Origin of the sequence: Actinomyces denticolens, from assembly GCF_002072185.1 — a bacterium.
Taxonomy (GTDB): domain Bacteria; phylum Actinomycetota; class Actinomycetes; order Actinomycetales; family Actinomycetaceae; genus Actinomyces; species Actinomyces denticolens.
This window is the reverse complement of the sequence record NZ_MVIW01000016.1, coordinates 1-17,676: the sequence shown is the minus strand read 5'-3', so window position 1 is coordinate 17,676 and position 17,676 is coordinate 1. Positions and strand designations below refer to the sequence as shown.

16 protein-coding genes are annotated in these 17,676 nt (G+C 72.8%); 8 read left to right on the top strand and 8 right to left on the bottom strand.

Annotated features, from left to right (window positions below; translation table 11 throughout):
- Positions 1 to 113: 113 nt before the first annotated feature.
- Positions 114 to 992: a twin-arginine translocase TatA/TatE family subunit gene (locus tag B1H55_RS06050; protein ID WP_077240920.1), complete on the top strand. Its 879-nt coding sequence runs from the start codon at positions 114 to 116 to the stop codon at positions 990 to 992.
- Positions 993 to 1,189: 197 nt separating this feature from the next.
- Here the strand turns inward: B1H55_RS06050 and B1H55_RS06045 are convergent, their stop codons facing one another.
- From B1H55_RS06045 to B1H55_RS06035, 3 genes are all read right to left on the bottom strand, one after another.
- Complete coding sequence (locus B1H55_RS06045) at positions 1,190 to 2,332, bottom strand: Mrp/NBP35 family ATP-binding protein (protein ID WP_073451323.1); 1,143 nt, start codon at positions 2,330 to 2,332, stop codon at positions 1,190 to 1,192.
- A 98-nt stretch (positions 2,333 to 2,430) separates the two neighbouring features.
- Positions 2,431 to 3,027 (bottom strand): DUF1003 domain-containing protein, encoded by a 597-nt coding sequence (locus B1H55_RS06040; protein WP_073451322.1) that lies wholly within the window; start codon positions 3,025 to 3,027, stop codon positions 2,431 to 2,433.
- Positions 3,020 to 4,312 carry a magnesium transporter MgtE N-terminal domain-containing protein gene (locus B1H55_RS06035; RefSeq protein WP_073451321.1) on the bottom strand — a complete coding sequence of 431 codons (1,293 nt, stop codon included), beginning with the start codon at positions 4,310 to 4,312 and terminating at the stop codon, positions 3,020 to 3,022. Before B1H55_RS06035 ends, B1H55_RS06040 begins: the two co-directional genes overlap by 8 nt.
- A gap of 845 nt (positions 4,313 to 5,157) precedes the next feature.
- Here B1H55_RS06035 and B1H55_RS06030 point away from each other — a divergent pair.
- Positions 5,158 to 5,949, top strand: coding sequence for a YflT domain-containing protein (locus B1H55_RS06030; protein WP_073451320.1), 792 nt, complete (start codon positions 5,158 to 5,160; stop codon positions 5,947 to 5,949).
- A gap of 35 nt (positions 5,950 to 5,984) precedes the next feature.
- Here B1H55_RS06030 and B1H55_RS06025 read toward each other — a convergent pair whose 3' ends face one another.
- Positions 5,985 to 6,968: a cation diffusion facilitator family transporter gene (locus B1H55_RS06025; RefSeq protein ID WP_077240417.1), complete on the bottom strand. Its 984-nt coding sequence runs from the start codon at positions 6,966 to 6,968 to the stop codon at positions 5,985 to 5,987.
- A 76-nt stretch (positions 6,969 to 7,044) separates the two neighbouring features.
- Between B1H55_RS06025 and B1H55_RS06020 the strand changes: the two genes are divergently transcribed.
- The gene (locus B1H55_RS06020) at positions 7,045 to 7,665 is read left to right on the top strand and encodes a VOC family protein (protein ID WP_077240416.1); all 621 of its coding nucleotides are present in this window, start codon (positions 7,045 to 7,047) and stop codon (positions 7,663 to 7,665) included.
- 103 nt (positions 7,666 to 7,768) lie between these two features.
- Here B1H55_RS06020 and B1H55_RS06015 read toward each other — a convergent pair whose 3' ends face one another.
- Positions 7,769 to 9,376, bottom strand: coding sequence for an aminopeptidase P family protein (locus tag B1H55_RS06015; RefSeq protein WP_077240415.1), 1,608 nt, complete (start codon positions 9,374 to 9,376; stop codon positions 7,769 to 7,771).
- A 233-nt stretch (positions 9,377 to 9,609) separates the two neighbouring features.
- Complete coding sequence (locus tag B1H55_RS06010; RefSeq protein WP_077240414.1) at positions 9,610 to 10,749, bottom strand: Gfo/Idh/MocA family protein; 1,140 nt, start codon at positions 10,747 to 10,749, stop codon at positions 9,610 to 9,612.
- A gap of 130 nt (positions 10,750 to 10,879) precedes the next feature.
- On the opposite strand from B1H55_RS06010, the gene B1H55_RS06005 reads away from it, so the two are divergent.
- The 3 genes from B1H55_RS06005 (at position 10,880) to B1H55_RS05995 (ending at position 12,884) form a co-directional block, all read left to right on the top strand.
- Positions 10,880 to 11,164 carry a putative quinol monooxygenase gene (locus B1H55_RS06005; protein ID WP_077240413.1) on the top strand — a complete coding sequence of 95 codons (285 nt, stop codon included), beginning with the start codon at positions 10,880 to 10,882 and terminating at the stop codon, positions 11,162 to 11,164.
- A gap of 191 nt (positions 11,165 to 11,355) precedes the next feature.
- Positions 11,356 to 12,198 carry a PHP domain-containing protein gene (locus B1H55_RS06000; RefSeq protein WP_080461636.1) on the top strand — a complete coding sequence of 281 codons (843 nt, stop codon included), beginning with the start codon at positions 11,356 to 11,358 and terminating at the stop codon, positions 12,196 to 12,198.
- A gap of 56 nt (positions 12,199 to 12,254) precedes the next feature.
- Entirely contained in the window at positions 12,255 to 12,884 is a 630-nt protein-coding gene (locus B1H55_RS05995; protein ID WP_073451314.1) for a MarC family protein, read from the top strand.
- A gap of 79 nt (positions 12,885 to 12,963) precedes the next feature.
- Here the strand turns inward: B1H55_RS05995 and B1H55_RS05990 are convergent, their stop codons facing one another.
- On the bottom strand, positions 12,964 to 14,700 hold the full coding sequence (locus tag B1H55_RS05990; RefSeq protein ID WP_073451313.1) for a DEAD/DEAH box helicase: 1,737 nt from the start codon (positions 14,698 to 14,700) through the stop codon (positions 12,964 to 12,966).
- 365 nt (positions 14,701 to 15,065) lie between these two features.
- Between B1H55_RS05990 and B1H55_RS05985 the strand changes: the two genes are divergently transcribed.
- Positions 15,066 to 15,746, top strand: coding sequence for a ferritin-like fold-containing protein (locus tag B1H55_RS05985; protein ID WP_077240919.1), 681 nt, complete (start codon positions 15,066 to 15,068; stop codon positions 15,744 to 15,746).
- Positions 15,747 to 15,803: 57 nt separating this feature from the next.
- Here B1H55_RS05985 and B1H55_RS05980 read toward each other — a convergent pair whose 3' ends face one another.
- Positions 15,804 to 16,019, bottom strand: coding sequence for a DUF3107 domain-containing protein (locus tag B1H55_RS05980; RefSeq protein ID WP_077240412.1), 216 nt, complete (start codon positions 16,017 to 16,019; stop codon positions 15,804 to 15,806).
- Between the two features lie 234 nt (positions 16,020 to 16,253).
- On the opposite strand from B1H55_RS05980, the gene B1H55_RS05975 reads away from it, so the two are divergent.
- Positions 16,254 to 17,676, top strand: a 1,423-nt coding sequence (locus B1H55_RS05975; protein ID WP_158083325.1) for a UvrD-helicase domain-containing protein, incomplete at its 3' end; no start/stop codon positions are given.

Here is a 17,676-nt window from a genome sequence, read left to right as displayed (position 1 = left end):
AGGCCGGGGAAATCCTCGCCCGACCCGCCGTCGTGCCCCGACTGTGGTGCTCCGCGCTGAGCCGGGAGCGGACGCATGAGGGCATCGCGGCCCGCGCTCTCTATACTCGCCTCGTGCTGGGATTCTCCTCATCTGAGTTCGTGGTCTTCCTGCTGGTGGCCGTCGTGGTCATCGGCCCCCAGAGGCTGCCCGAGTACACCCGCAAGCTCACTCAGATGGTCCGCCGGCTGCGCGTCTTCCTGGAGAGCACCAAGACGCAGATCGCCGAGGAGGTCGGTCCCGAGCTCGCCGACCTCGACCTGTCCAGCCTCGACCCGCGCCAGTACGACCCGCGCAAGATCGTGCGCGACGCCCTGGGGGAGGACCTCGACGCCATCAAGAAGGACCTCCAGTCGCCATTCAAGGCGGTCAAGGACGCCGCCAAGGAGACCACCGACGACATTGACGCCTCCGTCAAGGAGGCTCGGGACAAGGACCGGGCGAGCTCCCTGGCCTCCAAGATCGAGGAGAAGAAGGCCGAGGCGCTCGCCGCCGCCCGGGCCGCGAAGGAGGGCGAGGCGGCCACCGCCGAGCTCCCGCAGGTGGAGGCGTCCCAGGCCGGTCCGGCGGCCGGTGCTGAGGAGGATGCTGAGGCTGCGATCGCGGAGGAGGGCTCCGACGGCGAGGCCAGGGCCGCTGATGCCCCTGCGGACTCTGAGTCGGTCGATGCCGAAGGCGTCGGAATCGGCCTCAGCGAGCCGGCTGCGGCGGCGGGGCCCGCGCCTGCCGGGCCTGCCACTGCTGATCCCGCCGCACCAGAGCCGGCCGTCGTCGAGCCCGTCGCTGCGATGACGGAGCCAGTGACCGTGCCGACCTCGTTGGTGGAGGAGCCCGCAGCCGTGTCGGCGTCCGCGCCCAGCGCGCCGTGCCCACTCTCGCCGCGCGACATCGTGCGGGCCGCCAAGGAGGCCGCTCGGACCCGCGAGGCTGCGGCGTCAGCGCTCGTCGACTGAGCCCCGCCAGCCATTCGACTGGTTCACCCCGTGGAACAGTGCGTCGACGGCGATCCTCCCCACCGATGGTTCCCGGCGAGGGACCCCGGCGCGCCCCGATCGCGTCGCGCTGCCCGCCCCGGACCGGTCTCGGCGTCCGTATCAACCGGTCTCGATGACAATAACGACCGGTCTCGATGAGGAGGGGGATGGGAAGGTCAGGCGGGGGTGACGCCGAGGGGACGGCCGGACAGGCCCCGGGAGCGGTGGGACAGCCTCTGCGCCACCGCCGCCAGCTCCTGGGCGGCCGGGGCGTCCGCGGGCGCATGCCCGCCCTCGCCGATGGTCGCGGGCACGCCGGTGTCGGAGCCCTCGCGCAGCTTGATGTCCAGGGGCAGTTGGGCGAGCAGCGGCACGTCGTAGCCCAAAGTCTCGGACAGGGAGCCCGCCACGGCCTGGCCGCCGCCGGAGCCGAAGACCTCCAGGCGAGAGCCGTCGGGCTGCGTCAAGTAGGACATGTTCTCAATGACGCCCACCACCCGCTGCTTGGTCTGGGCGGCGATGAGGCCCGTGCGCTCGGCCACCTCCGCCGCCGCCTGCTGGGGCGTGGTGACCACGAGGATCTCCGCGTTGGGCAGCAGCTGGGCCACGGAGATCGTCACATCCCCGGTGCCCGGGGGCAGGTCGAGGAGGAGGACGTCGAGGTCCCCCCAGAAGACATCGGAGAGGAACTGCTGGACCGCCCGGTGCAGCATGGGGCCGCGCCAGACGACGGGCTGCTTCTCATCGACGAACATGCCGATCGAGATGAGCTTCACGCCATGGGCGATGGGAGGGACGATCATGCCATCGAGCTGGGTGGGCACCTGCTCCGAGCCCAGCATCCGGGGGATGGAGAAACCGTAGATATCCGCGTCGACGACACCCACGCTCAGGCCCTGCGCGGCCATGGCGGCGGCGAGGTTGGCCGTCACCGAGGACTTGCCGACGCCCCCCTTGCCGGAGGTGACCGCGTAGACGCGGGTGAGCGAGCCGGGCTGGGTGAAGGGGATGACGGGCTCCGCCGCCCCTCCGCGCAGCTGGGAGCGAAGGGCCGCCCGCTGCTCATCGGTCATGACGCCCAGGCTCACGCGCACATCGGTGACGCCCTCGACGGCGCCGACCTCCCTCGTGGTGTCCTCCGTGATCGTGTCCTTGAGCGGGCAGCCCGCCACGGTCAGGAGCACATGGACGCTCACGACGCCGTCGGGTGAGATCTCGAGGGAGTCCACCATTCCGAGCTCGGTGATGGGACGACGGATCTCAGGGTCGTTGACGCGGGCGAGCGCATCGCGGACGGCCTCTTCAGTGGGCATCGACATGCCCTCATCCTACGGGCTCGCCCTGGGTGCGCCAGCTCTGGGCCGACTGTGTCAGATCGTGGAGGGGCCGGGTGGGCGAGTGGGAGCGCCGGACCGGGTCAGGCCCCGTGGGCGAGCCCGGGGGAGGTCGTCTCGGCCAGGACGGGCGCCTCATCGCCCTCGGCGTGCTCGTCGTCGCCGAGCTCGGAGATCTCCTCGCGGATGGCGCGCTCCTCGGCGAGGATCTCGGAGAGCATGTCCCGCAGCTCGCCGCGCACGAAGTCGCGGGTGGCGACGTCGTTCATCGCCAGACGCAGCGCGGCGATCTCCCGGGTGAGGTACTCGGTGTCCTCCAGATTGCGCTCGGCGCGCTGGCGGTCCTGCTCGGCGGTGACGCGGTCGCGGTCGTCCTGGCGGTTCTGCGCCAGCAGGATGAGGGGGGCGGAGTAGGAGGCCTGGGTGGAGAAGGCCAGGTTGAGCAGGATGAACGGGTAGGGGTCCCAGGCCTTGGAGGCGCTCGCCAGGGCGATGTTCGCCACGATCCAGGCGATGACGAAGACCGTCATGTACAGGACGAACCTCGGTGAGCCCATGAAGCGGGCGGTGGCCTCGGCGAAGCGTCCGAAGGCATCCGAGCGCGAGGACCGGCGCGGGCGCAGCCCGCGCAGTCGGCGACCGCGTCCCTGGTCCAACGGCTGGTCGAGCTGCTCAGGCATTGGCGCTCCTCTCGATCATCTCGTCGGTGACGGCGTCATCGGCCTCGCGCCAGTCGTCGGGCATGAGGTGGTCGAGGACGTCGTCGACGCTCACCGCGCCCACGAGGCGACCGGCCTCATCGCACACCGGCATGGCCGTGAGATTGTACGTGGCCAGGAGACGCGTGATCGTGCCGATGGAATCGGTGGGCCCGACGGCGCCGAGGTCCTTATCCAGGATGCGCCCCACCATCTGCTGGGGGCGCTCGCGCAGGGCGCGCTGGAGGTGGACCATGCCCAGGTACATGCCCGTCGGGCTCTCCAGCGGTGGGCGGCACACGAAGGCCACCGCCGCCAGGGCCGGGGGGACCTCCGCCTTGCGGGCCTGGGCCAGCAGGGTGGCCACGCTCGCCTCGGGCGGCAGGATGATCGGCTCGGTGGTCATGAGGCCGCCGGCGGTGTACTCGTCGTAGCGCATGAGGCGGCGCACGTCGGCGGCCTCATCGGGCTGCATGAGCTCGAGGAGCTCGTTGGCCTTGAGCTGGGGGAGCTCGGCGACGAGGTCGGCTGCGTCGTCGGGCTGCATGGCCTCCAGGACGTCGGCGGCACGGGCCGACTCCAGGGCGGACAGGAGGGCGACGGCGTCGTCATCGCCCAGCTCCTCGACGGCGTCGGCGAGGCGGTCATCGGGCAGCTCGCGCGCCACCTCCACGCGGCGAGTGCGGGGGAGGTCCCGCAGCGCCTCGGCCAGATCCGCGGGCTTGAGATCCTCCAGCGTGGCCAGGAGGGCGGTGACTCCCTGCTGCTCCATGCCGCCGGCCAGGCCCGTGACCTCATCGGGGCGGACCATGGCGGTCTCCCCGCGCCGCAACCCCAGAGGGCCCGAGGAGGCGCGCTGGACGAACAGGCGGGTGACCTTCCAGTCCATGCCGGCGTCGCGCTCGATGGCCACATCGCGGATCTCCACGGTGCCCGTGCCGTCCTTGAGGGTGACGACGCGGTCGAGGAGCTCGCCGACCACGAGGGTCTCGACCTTGCGCTGCTCGAAGCGGCGCATGTTGACCACGCCCGTGGTGATGACCGCGCCCGGCTCGATCGCCGTGATGCGCGACAGCGGAAGGAAGACGCGGCGCCGCCCGGGCACCTCGATGACGCAGCCCACCGCGCGGGGCTCGCCGCGCAGCTGGATGAGGACGACGACATCGTGGACACGGCCGACGGGATCCCCGAGGGGATCGAAGACGGTCGTGCCGACGAGTCGGGCCACGAAGACCCTGCTTGTGCTGCGCGTCCTGCTGTTCTCCACGGGCACAGCCTAGTCGTATCCGAGGGGGCGGGCCGGTGAGCCGGGGGCGCGAGGAAGGTCCGCCGGAAGAGCCCTCGGCGAATCCTCGCGCCCGCCGACACCGACATTCGGCGCCTCGGCGCCGCCCTGTGCTCTCCCGAGCCTTAAGACGGATTGTGATGGCTTCTCGAGAAGCGGTAGTGGCTGACGGCGAAGATCATGGCCGGGACGAGCGCGTATATCCAGGTTGTGAAGTCCGTCCATGTGCTGAGTACTGAGAGGGGCAACCCCCGGATGCAGCAGGTGATGATCTTCATCACAAGGAGTCCCCAGAGGAACTGAAGTGCCGTTCCATTCCGCATTCGCGCGCTCTTCTGAGTGGTCACGATGGCCTCCGGGTCGCAGATGTTCCCGGCGTGTGCAAGCTCCCCGCTCGGGCGGGAGCGTGATGCCCCAAGGGCCGCCCAAATCCCTCGTGGTGGATGGGCCGATAATGCGAGCCTGCGTTCACGGTCGCGACCACTGGATTACCTGTGGGCATGGAATCATGTGAATAGTGAATCCATGGCGCGGTGCATTCGTTGTGAGTTCGTGATATATTGCATCGGCTTGTTCTTTCTGCCGCCGACTCCATCGTTTCGCTTATGTACATGACTCTTCTGAATCGAGGGCGCGGTCGGTGCGGCGGAGATCTGATGAATGCTCCTGATGGGAATCGAACGGCCGGGCGCTCGCTCGCTGCTGATGCCTGAGGGGCGCCGTCGGGCCGATATTCCCCCGCCGCCCCGTGGTCGCTGAGAGCGGATCGGGGCGGCGGAGGGCGGACCGGCTCGGTCCCGAGGCGGTCGGCATGGGACGATGGGGCCATGAGCATCCAGATGGGTCCTGACATGACCGCCGGCCGCGGGGGCGCGCTGCCCCAGGGGGAGGAGATCGCCTCCTTCACCACCTACGCGCAGGCGCAGCACGCCGTCGACTCCCTGTCGGACGAGGGCTTCCCCGTCCAGCTGCTGTCGATCATCGGCACGGATCTGCGGCAGGTCGAGCGCATCACCGGCCGCATGAGCTGGGGGCGGGCGGTGGCCGGCGGCGCCGGGTCCGGACTGTGGATCGGCGTGTTCTTCGCCCTCATGATGAACTTCATTGGCAGCGCCTCGACGCCCCCCATGCTCCTCGGCGCCGTGCTGCTGGGCGTTGTGTGGGGGATCCTCTTCCAGGCGGTCGGCTATGCGCTCACGCGTGGCCGTCGGGATTTCACCTCCATTAGCCAGGTGGTGGCCTCGCGCTACTCGATCCTCGCCTCGGACCGGGTCCAGGAGGCCGCCCGGGCGCTGGCCGACGCGCCGGGCAACCTGAGCCGGGGCGGCCAGGCCGCGCGCCGTGCCGAGGAGCGCCGTCGCGCCCGTGCGGAGTCCGAAGACGGGCCCACGGCATTCGGATCGCGCCCCGACGAGCAGCCCCGCTTCGGCGTGCGCATCCAGCCGGGCGGCGCGGCCTCGGGCGGCGGCGGGGCCGGCGCCGCCCCTGGAGTCCTCGGCGCTCCCGCGGCTCCCGGCATCCCCGCCGCCCCCGGCCCTGTCGAGGGGGCTGAGCCCGGCGGTGCCGCCGAGGGCGAACCCCCGGTCCCCGAGGACTACGACCCCTATCTGCGCCGCTGACGAGGAGCGCCGCCCAGGGGGTCGGCCGCTCCTCCTCAGCAGTAGGCGGGCTCGTGCTCGAGATGGGAGATGGGCTCGATCTGGAAGGTCGAGTGCTGGATCCGCACGGGGAAGTGCTCGGCGGCGCACTCCTGGAGGCGGTCGAGGATCGTCGCCGAGTGCCCGTCCCGCAGGCACTCGTCGCGCACCACCACATGCGCGGTGAGCACGGGCAGCCCCGAGGCCACCGTCCAGGCGTGCAGGTCGTGGACCGCCTCGACGTGCTCCAGGGAGGACATGTGCGCGCGCACCTCGGCCAGGTCGAGGTCCTCGGGCGTGAAGTCCATGAGATGGCGCATCGCCTGGCGCAGGAGCACCGCCGCCCTGGGCACGATGAGCGCCACGATCACGAGGGAGGCGACGGCATCGGCGCGATCCCAGCCCGTGAGTGCCACCACGACGGCCGCGCCGATGACGCCCACCGACCCCAGCGCGTCGCCCAGGACCTCGAGGAACGCGGCGCGCGTATTGAGGCTCTCCCCGCGCCCTCCCGCCAGGACCAGTAGCGCGACGATGTTGGCGATCAGGCCGATGACGCCCATCGCCGCCATCCCGTGGGCCTGAACCGGCGGCGCGGTGATGAGGTGGCGCACCGCCTGGAGGGCCACCACCGCGCCGACGACGCCGAGCATCCCCGCCTGAAGGGCCGCCCCGAGGGCCTCCGCGCGGCGCAGCCCCCAGGTGCTGCGATCCGTGGCCGGCCGGGCGGACAGATGGGCCGCCGTCAGCGCCATGACGAGTCCCGCGGAGTCGGTGAGCATGTGGCCGGCGTCCGCCAGAAGGGCGAGCGAGCCGGTGAGCACGGAGATGATCGCCTCGGCGACGAGCACGAACGAGGTCAGCGCGAGTGCGATGGCCAGGCGGCGCCGCGAGGCATCCGCCCCGTGGTCGTGGGAATCGCCGTGGGAGTGATCGTGGGAACGGCCTCGATCGTGGGGGCCGGGGGCGAAGCGGGTGCTGGGGCGCTGGGTGGGACTCACTCTTCGATCGTATCAAGATAATTTTATGAGTCAAGAACTTAGGGCGACCTAAGGCGAATGCCGGTACTGTGGCCGCATGCGCACAGGTCACGTCATCTACTGGGCACAGGATCTCGACGCAGCGGTCCGGGACTTCCGGGAACGGGGCTTCGCCGTCGAGTACGGGAGCTCGAGGCGGCCGATCAACGCCCTCGTCTACTTCTCCGAAGGCCCCTACCTGGAGCTCCTCGCGCGAACCCTCCCGGCGCCCCTCCTTCGCCTCATGTCGGCCCTTCCCACGGCCAGCGGGCGGGCGACCCGCCGATTCACCTCGTGGGAGAAGGGGCCGGAGGGGCTGCGCACCGTCTGCCTGGAGGGCGGGGACGCGGAGTTCGACGAGGTCGTCGAGCGCTTCGGCTTCCGTGGTCTGCGAGTGGCCCCCACGCGCGTCGACACCCATGGGCGCCGCCTCCACTACCGCGTCTTCTTCCCCGAGGACCCCGAGATGCCGTTCTTCATGAGCCATTTCTCCGAGGACCCGCGCCCCCGGGACTTCACCCATCCCAATGGCGTGCGCGCCATCGCCCGCGTGGAGCTTCCCCTGGGCGACGGCGCCCGCGTGCGCATGGCCGGCCTGTGCGACGACGATGTCCTCGCCATCCAGCACGCCCAGGGCGATATGCGGGTCATCTTCGATGACGACAGCGAGCTCGCCTGAACGCACCCGGGACTCATCAGGGCGATCGAGCCCCGGTAGGGCCGACTGAGCCCCGGGCCCGGCACGGGATCCGGGGACCGGCCGGGCGCGAGGCCCAGTCGCCTCAGGCGATGAGGCCGCTCACCCAGGCCTCGACATCCTCGACCGTGCGGGGGATGCCCGCCGTCAGCCGCTCGACGCTCCCATCGGGGCGCACGACGACGTCGTCCTCGATGCGGATCCCGATACCGCGCAGCTCCTCGGGGGCGAGCAGGTCATCGGCGCGGAAGTACAGGCCCGGCTCGATCGTGAAGACCATGCCCGGCTCCAGGAGCGCGTCCATGCTCATCTCACGGCGGGCCTGCGCGCAGTCGTGGACGTCGAGGCCCAGGTGGTGGCTCGTGCCGTGCACCATCCAGCGACGATGGTACTGACCATCGGGGCTCAGGGAGTCCGCAGCGGTCACGCCCTCGGGCAGCAGCCCCCACTCCTCCAGGCGGGCGGCGATGACTTCCATGGCCGCGGTGTGGACGTCCTTGAAGCGGCAGCCGGGCTCGTTCGCGCGGGCGAAGGCGGCATCGGCGGCGTCGAGCACCGCCTGGTAGACGCGGCGCTGCGGGGCGGTGAAGACGCCGTCGACCGGGATCGTGCGGGTGACGTCCGCGGTGTAGAGGGAGTCGATCTCCACGCCGGCGTCCACGAGCACGAGCTCGCCGGGGCGCACGGGTCCGTCGTTGTTGATCCAGTGCAGGGTATTGGCGTGGTCCCCGGCCGCGGCGATCGTGTCGTAGCCCAGGCCGTTGCCCTCCTCACGGGCGATGGCGGCGAAGGCCCCCTCCAGCACGCGCTCGCCGCGCCAGTGGCCCACCGCGCGCGGGATGGAGCGGATGAGGTCGTCGAACCCGGCCTTCGTGGCGTCGACGGCGGCCTGCATCTGGGCGATCTCCCAGGCATCCTTGCGCAGGCGCAGCTCGCTGGCGGCCTCCAGGAGGAGGTCGTCCACCTCAGCGGCGGCCTGCCCACTGGCCAGCCCCGCGGCCTGCCGGACCTGATCCACGAGCGCGGTGACGGACTCATCGGCCTGGGCGATGACGCGCAGGCGCACGCCGTCGGGCCCGGCATCCTTGGCCAGGGCGTCGCCGAGCCTATCGATATGGGCACAGCGGATACCGGTGACCGCCTCAACCTCCTCGATGGAGGGACGCGCCCCCACCCACAGCTCGCCATAGCGGGGATTGGCGTAGAACTCCTGGGAGGTCCGCGAGGCGCGGGGCCGGAAGTACAGGACGCCCTCATGCGTGGCCCCGCCCTCGGGGGCGGGGGCGCCGGCGGGCGTGAGGGGCTCCAGGACGAGCACGGCGTCGGGCTCGAAATCGGTGCCGGTGCCCGCCAGGTGCGAGAAGGCGGAGTGCGGGCGGAAGCGGTAGTCGCAGTCGTTGTTGCGGACCTTGAGGGGGCCGGCGGGGAGGACAAGGCGCTCGCCGGGGAACTGGGCGCCCAATGCCGCCCGGCGGGCTGCGGCCCAGTCGGCGGCCTCGGCGCGCGGCGTGAGCTCGGCGGGGCGCGGTCCCCAGCCCGAGCCGATGAAGTCGCGGAACGCCTGGTTGGTGGGCTGGCGGGAGCGGTTGTTGCCGCGCTGCGCGAGGGACTGCGGGGCGGCGGACGGGTTGCTCTCGGAGGTCTCGGGGGCGGAGGGCGCCTGGGGGCGGCTATCGGAGAGGGACTGGCTCATGGGGGCATCCTCGCACTGCGGCCGGGCGCCCGCCCAGCCGAGGGCGGTCGGACTGCCCGGGCCGCATTCAGCGGCGCCGTTCGCACTCAGCGGTGCCGTGCGCACTCAGCGGTGCGGTTCGCTCCCACCGGTGCGGGCAGGACGCACCACTCGGGAAGAACGGCACCGCTCAGTGCGGCTGGCACCGGTCGATGAGCCGATGCCTCGCGCCCGCGCCCTCTCGCGTGATGGGCTCAGACGCCGGCGCCGACAGCGTCGTCGTCGGGGAAACGGACCCCGATCTGCGCGCGGGCCTCGGACAGGACCTCGATCGCGGCCACCGAGGCGGCCACGGGATGGAGTTCGGAGCCGCGCGCGCCGGCGCTCACGAGCCGGCAGACCTCCGCCAGGAGGGGGCCCATGACCTCGCCCGAGCGGCTCACCGACAGGTCCTCGCGGGACTCCTCAGGGGAGTCCGGCGCGGTGATGAGACTGATGCGCTCGGGCCACTGGCAGTGGTCGAGGAGGATCACGCTGGACTCGCCGGAGATCTGACTGCCCAGGGCGTTGGCGGAGGTCTTGGAGTGCAGGCAGGTCACCTCCAGGCTGGCGTGCTCCCCGGTGTCGTAGGAGAGGACGACCGTGCCGTGGGAGTCGACGCCGGAGTCCAGGAGTTGCGAGGTGGCGGTGACGCGATCCGGGCGTCCGAATAGGTGGATGGCCAGGCTCACGGGGTAGATGCCGAGGTCCATGAGCGAGCCGCCGCCTAGCGCCGGGTTGAACGCCGGGGGGAGCTCGCCGGCGCGGTAGGCGACCATACGCGAGGAGAACTGCTCGCGCACGAGGGTGGCGCGGCGCAGCATCCCGAGCCGGGCAAGAGCGGCGCGGATGGCGGCGGCGCCGGGCTCGAAGGCGGTCTGCCAGGCCTCCATGAGGAAGCCGCCGGTGCGCTCGGCAGTGGTGGCCATGGCCCGGGCCTGCGCGGGGGTGAGGGCGAAGGGCTTCTCCACGAGCACCCCGTATCCGGCCTCCAGGGCTGCGATCGCCTGGGAGGCGTGCAGGGAGTTGGGCGAGCCGATGTAGATGACGTCGATGGGCGCGGCGCGGTCCGGGCCGTGCTCGGCGAGCATCGCCTCGAGGGTGGGATGGACATGGGGGATGCCGTGCTCGGCGGCGTAGGCGGCGGCGCTCTCGGGCCTGGCCGAGGTGACGGCGACGATGTCGGCGGCGGGCTCGGCGGCCACGGCCCGCGCGAACCAAGCGGCGATGAAACCCGCGCCGACGACGCCGAAGCGCACCGGGCGCCCAGCACTTGCGGGGCGGTGGGAGGGGGGATGGAGGATGGGCGCGCCAGATGTGACGGGGGAGGACTGGCCGGTAGTCGCTGCGCTCATGCCCTCAACTGTCCCACCGATCCAGCGCCCTGTCACCGGTGGGGCGGGCCGAGGCGGTTTCCAGGCACGAGCGCCCCGGTCCGCGACGTGCTAGCGTCGGCGGCTCAGCGCATGCCAGACAGGAGCCCCCATGTTCCGCATCATCGCCACCTTCTCCGTCAGGGCCGACGCCGTCGACCAGTTCATCGCCAGGGCCGGAGAGCTCGTCGCCGCCTCCCTCGCTGAGGAGGGCAACATCTCCTATGAACTCCTTCAAGCCCGCCAGAACCGCACCGTTCTCACTTTCCTCGAGGCCTGGGCCGATGACGCCGCCATCGAGGCCCATAACGCCTCGACCCACTTCACCGCCCTCGTCCCCGCCCTCCTCGAGCTGTGCGACGCCGAGCCGTCGATCGTCCAATACGAGACCGTGTGAACTGCTCGCCCTCGGTCCCCCGTTGCGCCCTCATCCTCGAGGTACCGTCTCGGCCCGCTCCTGCGCCCTCAAACTGCGAGGATGAGGGCGCAGGAGCGGGCCGAGACGGTTTCCGGGGCGCGAGGGCGCGGGGCCGTGAGGGCGCGGGGGCGCGGGAGGAGCGGCCCGGCGCGCCCGCCTAGACTTGGCCGGTGCGCATCGACCCCCACACCCACTCCTCGTGCTCCGACGGCACGGACACCCCGGCGGAGCTCATGCGGGCGGCCGTCCAGGCGGGCCTCGACGTCGTCGGCCTGACCGACCACGACACGACGATCGGCTGGGACGAGGCCGCGGCCGCCGTGCCGTCCACGGGCGTGACCCTCCTGCGCGGCACCGAGATCTCCTGCGCCGCGAGCGGCGTCACCCTTCACCTGCTCGCCTACCTCTTCGACCCCGGGAGCACGGCCCTCGCCGAGGCCCTCGCCCATGCCCGCGACTCCCGGGGAACCCGCGCCCGGCGCATGGTCGAGCGCATCGCCGTCGATTACCCCATCACGTGGGAGGACGTGCTCGCCCAGTCGGCCGGCCACACCATCGGCCGGCCCCATATCGCCGACGCGCTCGTCGCTGCGGGCTCCTTCGAGAACCGGGACGCCGCCTTCGCCGGCCCCCTGGCCGTCTCCAGCCCCTACTACGCGCTCCACTGGGCGCTCGACCCCGTCGAGGCCTGCGCCCTCGTGCGTGCCGCCGGGGGCGTGCCCGTCGCCGCCCACCCCCGGGCCTCCAACCGCCAGCGCCGACTCGTGCCCGACGAGACCTTCGCCGCCATGGCCGAGGCCGGGCTCGCCGCCCTGGAGGTCGACCACCGCGACCACGGGCCCGCCGACCACCGCGCCGCGCAGGACCTCGCCGACCGCCTCGGCCTGGGCGTCTCGGGATCCTCCGACTACCATGGCGCCGGCAAGCCCAATCGCCTGGGGGAGAACCTCATGCCCCCCGAGCTCCTCGAGCGGATCGTGGACGAGGGGGCCCTCCCGCTCGTCACCCCCTGACACCGGCGGCGCCCGCGCCCGCCCCTCCTCGACCCCGAACCCCAGAAAGCCCCTCCGTGCTCGACGACGTCCTCAGCCCCGCCGTGTTCCTCACCGCCTTCACGACGATCCTCGTCATCCAGGACCCGCTCGGCGCCATCCCCATCTTCCTGTCCCTCACCCGCCGCCAGAGCCCCGAGCGGCGCCGCGCCTCCGCCCGCCAGGCAACCCTGCTCAGCCTCGCGGTCATCCTCGCCTTCGCCATCTTCGGGCGCTACATCCTGGGCCTCCTGGGGATATCCGTGGCCGCCCTCCAGGTCTCAGGCGGGCTCCTCCTGCTACTGGTCGCACTGGAACTGCTCACCGAGAACTCCCGCGCGGACGATGACCCCGACCCCGCCGACGCCAATGTCGCCCTCGTCCCGCTGGGCACGCCCCTGCTCGCGGGCCCCGGCGCGATCGTCGCGGCCATGGTCGCCGTCGAGTCCGCGCCCGTGCCCGTGGCCGGATGGGTGTCCGTGACCCTGGCGATCGTCGTCGTCCACGTCATCACCTGGCTGGCGCTGCGCTTCTCGCTCACACTGCACCGGGTCCTGGGCGAGGCGATGATCCTCGTCCTGACCCGCGTCATGGGCCTGCTGCTGGCCGCCATCGCCGTGCAGATGATCGGGGACGGCATCACCAGCTACATCGGCGAGCACTTCTGAGCCGGCGCTGGGGCGCTCCCTCGCGGAGCGCCCCAGCGCCGACGCAGTGGCCCGCCGACCGCCGCCGCGGCGAGTCGGCTCAGTCCTGGCCGGCGGAGTCGATCGGCTTGCCGCCGCGCGTCCGCTTGCGGTTCCTCGCGCGCCGCGGGGCCTCGGAGTCGGACCCGCGCCTGGAGGACTGCCGGCTCTCGCCGTCCTCCGGGGCCCGCGAGGCGCTGCCGCCCCGGCCGCTGCGGGAGCGCGAGCCCCGCCCATCGCGGCCCCTGGCTCCGCCGCGCCTCTCACGGCTGCTGCGGCCGTCGCGCCGGGCCCCGCGCCCATCGCGCCCGCCGTGCTTGCCGGTCTCGCCCAGGTCCTCGATCTCCTCGGCGTCGAGCCCGGCCAGCGTCCGCTTGGAGCGCGGCAGCGTGCCCGTGGTGCCCTCGGGGATCGACAGGTCGGAGTAGAGGTGCTCGCTGGTGTGGTAGGTCTCGACCGGCTCAGTCACTGGCAGGCCCAGGCCCTTGGCGATGAGCCGCCAGCGCGGGATGTCATCCCAGTCCACGAAGGTCACGGCCGTGCCCGCGTTCCCGGCGCGGCCCGTGCGCCCGATGCGGTGGACGTAGATCTTCTCGTCCTCGGGGCACTGGTAGTTGATGACATGGGTGACGTCGTCGACGTCGATGCCGCGGGCCGCCACATCGGTGGCCACCAGCACGTCCACCTTGCCGTTGCGGAAGGCGCGCAGGGCCTGCTCGCGCGCCCCCTGACCGAGGTCGCCGTGCAGCGCGCCGGTAGCGAAGCCGCGCGAGGCCAGGTCGTCGGCCACCCGGGCGGCCGTGCGCTTCGTGCGGGCGAAGATGATCGTGCGGCCCCGGCCCTCGGCCTGGAGGATCCGGGCGACCACCTCCACCTTGTTCAGTGCGTGCGTGCGGTAGACGACCTGCGCCACCGATTTGACCGTCATCGACTCATCGCCGGGGTCCTGGGCGCGGATATGAGTCGGCTGGGTCATGTAACGGCGGGCCAGGGCGACGACGGCGCCCGGCATCGTGGCGCTGAACAGCATGGTCTGGCGATCCGGGCGGGTGCGGGCCAGGATCTTCTCCACATCGGGCAGGAAGCCCAGGTCCAGCATCTCATCCGCCTCGTCGAGCACCACGGTGGTCACGTGGGTGAGATCCAGGACGGCGCGGTCCATGAGATCGATGAGGCGGCCCGGGGTGCCCACAACGATCTCGGCGCCCTTCTCCAGGGCCTCGATCTGCGGCTCGTAGGCGCGCCCGCCGTAGACCTGCACGATCCGCACGGTGCGCTTGGCCGCAGCCTGCTCCAGCTCGACGGCGACCTGCTTGGCCAGCTCGCGCGTGGGCAGGACGATGAGGGCCTGCGGGCTGCCGGAGGCGGGGTCGGAGTCCCAGCCCTCCTCGCCCGGGCCCAGGGTGTCCATGAGCAGCGGGATGCCGAAGCCCAGGGTCTTACCGGTGCCGGTCTTGGCCTGGCCGATGATGTCGTTGCCCTCCAGCGCCACTGGCAGGGTGAGGGCCTGGATGGGGAAGGGATGGATGATGCCCTTGGCGGCCAGGGCCTCGCAGATCTCCGGCTCGACGCCGAAGTCCGCGAAGGACTTGATGCCCAGGTCCGCCTGAGCGCCCTCATCGGTGATGTCGGGGGTGGCCTCGTCCAGGACGGGGGCGTGGGCGCCTGCGGTCTCGATGAGGCCCGAGACCGGGGCATCCGGGGTGCTGGGCGCGTTCGCGGGGCCGGCCGGGCCGGGCGCGCCGGCGGCGGAGCCGGCCTCGGCGGGACTGGTGATGTCGGGGTTCTCGTCGGTCACGACGTTCCTTCGGATGGGGACCGCGGCCTCGGGCCCCGGTACGGCAGGAGGGCCTGCGCGGGCCGGGAGGACTCTGCGGCCCCGGGCCGACGGGGCCCTGGGCCGCGCTCGCGGTCGTGTATATGGCAGCCGATCGTGAATCGTGTCCCGCTCCGGGCTCAGGGGCGCCGCCGCGCTCGGGGCGCGGCTCGCGAACCGGCGGGACCAGGCTGCTGGACGACCGGGCAACCGTGGACCCCCGCAGACTACCGGTCCTCTCCTCCCGCAGCGGCGTTGCGAGGGCGATTGGCCCCCCGAGGTGGGGCACATCACGCGCCTTGCTCAAGGCGGCCACGGGGGCAGGGCCAGCGCTCTACTCTTTGCCCATGAGCGCTTCCGTTCCTGACCCGGTCCCCGCCTCAACGCCCCTGCGCACCGCTCCCAGCGCGCCCGACGGATTCATGTCCGCCGTGCTCGGCGTCGTCGGCTACAGCTGCTCCGTGGCCTGCACGCGTTACGCCAAGGACGCGGACAAGGCCCCGGCGATGCCCGCTCGCATCGAGCTGCTGCGCATGAGCGCGGCCAAGGTCAGCGCCTTCGACGCGATCATCCGCATCGGCGCCGACGAGGGCGTGGACGTGCCGGCGGCCGCCGAGCGCTTCCTCGGCTCCCTGGGCGACGTCGACGATCGCCTGCGGCCCCACGACTGGGCCGAGCGGCTGGTCAAGACCTATCTGTCCTTCGGGCTGCTCGTCGACTTCGGCATGGCCCTGACCGATTCCCTGCCCCCGCGCGTGCGCAACGCCGTCCTGGAGGCCCTGTCCGAGGACCGCTTCGGCTCCTTCGCCGCCGCCGAGCTCATGGCCGATCTCGGCGGCGACCCCCAGCTCGTCGCCCGCCTGGGCCTGTGGGGCCGCCGGGTGGCGGGTGAGGAGATCGGCGCGATCCAGCTCATGCTCGCCCGCTTCCCCGAGCTCGCCGGCGGGGAGCAGGGCGCGGCGCGCCTGAGCGCCGTCCTGTCCTCCGGAACGACGAGCCGCATGAAGGGCCTCGGGCTGCGCGTCTGAGACCGGCCGGATCACGGGCGGGCCGCCCCCGGGGCCCGTCGCGCGGGCGGCCCGGGCTCAGATGCCGAAGCCGACGCGGCGCTGCTCAGCCGCCCCGAGCTCGGCGTAGGCCAGGGAACCCGCGGGCACGAGCACCTTGCGGCCCTTGTCGTCCGTGAGGACGACGTCCTTCGTCGCCGAGTCGGCCAGTGCGCCCAGGATCTCGTCGTGGGAGGCGGAGGTCTCGATCTCGATCTGACGGGCGGCGTGCTTGAAACCGAGTCTGACCTGCATGGCAACTCCTTGAAGAGCGGGTTGGGGGGCGTGGTCGCGCAGGCGGCCCCAGTGCGGGCCCCGCGGCGCTGCCCCGATCGTAGGGCGCCGATGGCGCATGGCGGTGGCGCCGCGGGCCCGCTCCCACCGGTTTTCGCGCCGCGCGGACGGGCAAGCGGTCCGGGCCGGGGACGGGCGCCGGGCCGGAGCCCGCGCGCGCCCATTCGTGTCAGAGGGGCGTGGTGAGATAGGCCCATGCGGATCCAGGAGGCCCCCCCGAGCGCCGGCAGTGCCGGCGCCGCGAGTAGCCCACCGCTGCGCCTCCTGGCCGCCCCCGCGCCCGAGCCCCTGCCCGAACCGGACGATTCGGCGCGCGCCGTCCTCGAGGCGGCCGCCGGCGGGGACAACCTCGTCGTTCTCGGCGCTCCCGGCACCGGCAAGACGAGCCTCGCCCTGCGGATGCTCGTCGGCGCCGTCGGGCGGGGGACCGATGCCGTGCTGCTGGCCCCCACCCGCATCCGCGCGGACCGCCTGCGCCAGCGCGCCGGGGCCCTCCTCGGCGCTCACGGCGGGGGAGTGGTCCGCGTCCGCACGCCCGCCTCCCTGGCCCTGACCATCCTCACAGCCTCCCTCACCCAGCGCCCGGACCCGCTGCCCGCCCCGGTCCTGCTGGCCGGCGCGGAGGAGGACGCCGCGCTGGCCTCCCTCATCCGCCCCGACCAGTGGCCCGGCCTGCCCCCCGAGGCCGTCTCCTCGCACGCATTCCGCACCGAGCTGCGCAACCTGCTCGCCCGTGCCGGGGAGCTCGGCGTCACCGCTGACGACCTCGCCGCCCTCGGCCGCGCCCTCGACGTCCCCCTATGGGGGCCGGCCTCCGCGCTCCTGCGCACCTGGGACGCCCAGGGCCGCCCCTCCGCCGAGCGCCGCGCGGACACCCGCCGCATGGACACCGCCCGCCTCCAGGACCGCGCCGCCGAGGCGCTGGCCACCTGGAATACCGACGCCGTCGCCGTGCCACCGCCCGTGCCCGGACTGGTCGTCGTGGACGACTACCAGGACTGCACCGCGGCCACCGCCCGGCTCCTGGCCGCGCTCGCCCGCCCCGATGAGCGCGGGAGCCGCGCCCAGGTGGTGGTCCTGGGGGATCCGGACGTCGCCGTCGAGACCTTCCGCGGCGGCTCTCCCAGTCTTCTTTCGGCCGCCGAGGACCGCTCCGGGCTAGCCGCGCGCCGCCTGCGCCTGGAAGCCCTGCACCGCGGCACGCCCGCGCTCGCGGCCCTGTGGGCGGACCAGGCCGAGCGGCTGCCCGTCACGGGATCGGCCGCCCACCGGCGCCCGGTGCTCGGCCCGGAGCGGGGCGATGGCAGCTCTGCCACGGATGAGCCGGCGCCGGGCGAGGCGCCTCCGGGCGGGCCGGGGGGCGCCGGCGCCCCCTCGGGGATCGAGCCGATCGTCGCCTCCTCCGCCGCGCAGGAGGCCGCGCATGTGGCCCGCGTCCTGCGCGCCGAGCACATCCATCACGCCACGCCCTGGCGGGAGATGGCCGTCATCGTGCGCTCCGCCGGGCGCGCCCGGGCCGTCTCCCGCGAGCTCGCGCGGCGCGGCGTGCCCCTGACGGCCTCCGCCCCCGCCGTCCTGCTGCGCGCCGAGCCCGCCGCCGCGGCCCTGCTGGACGCGG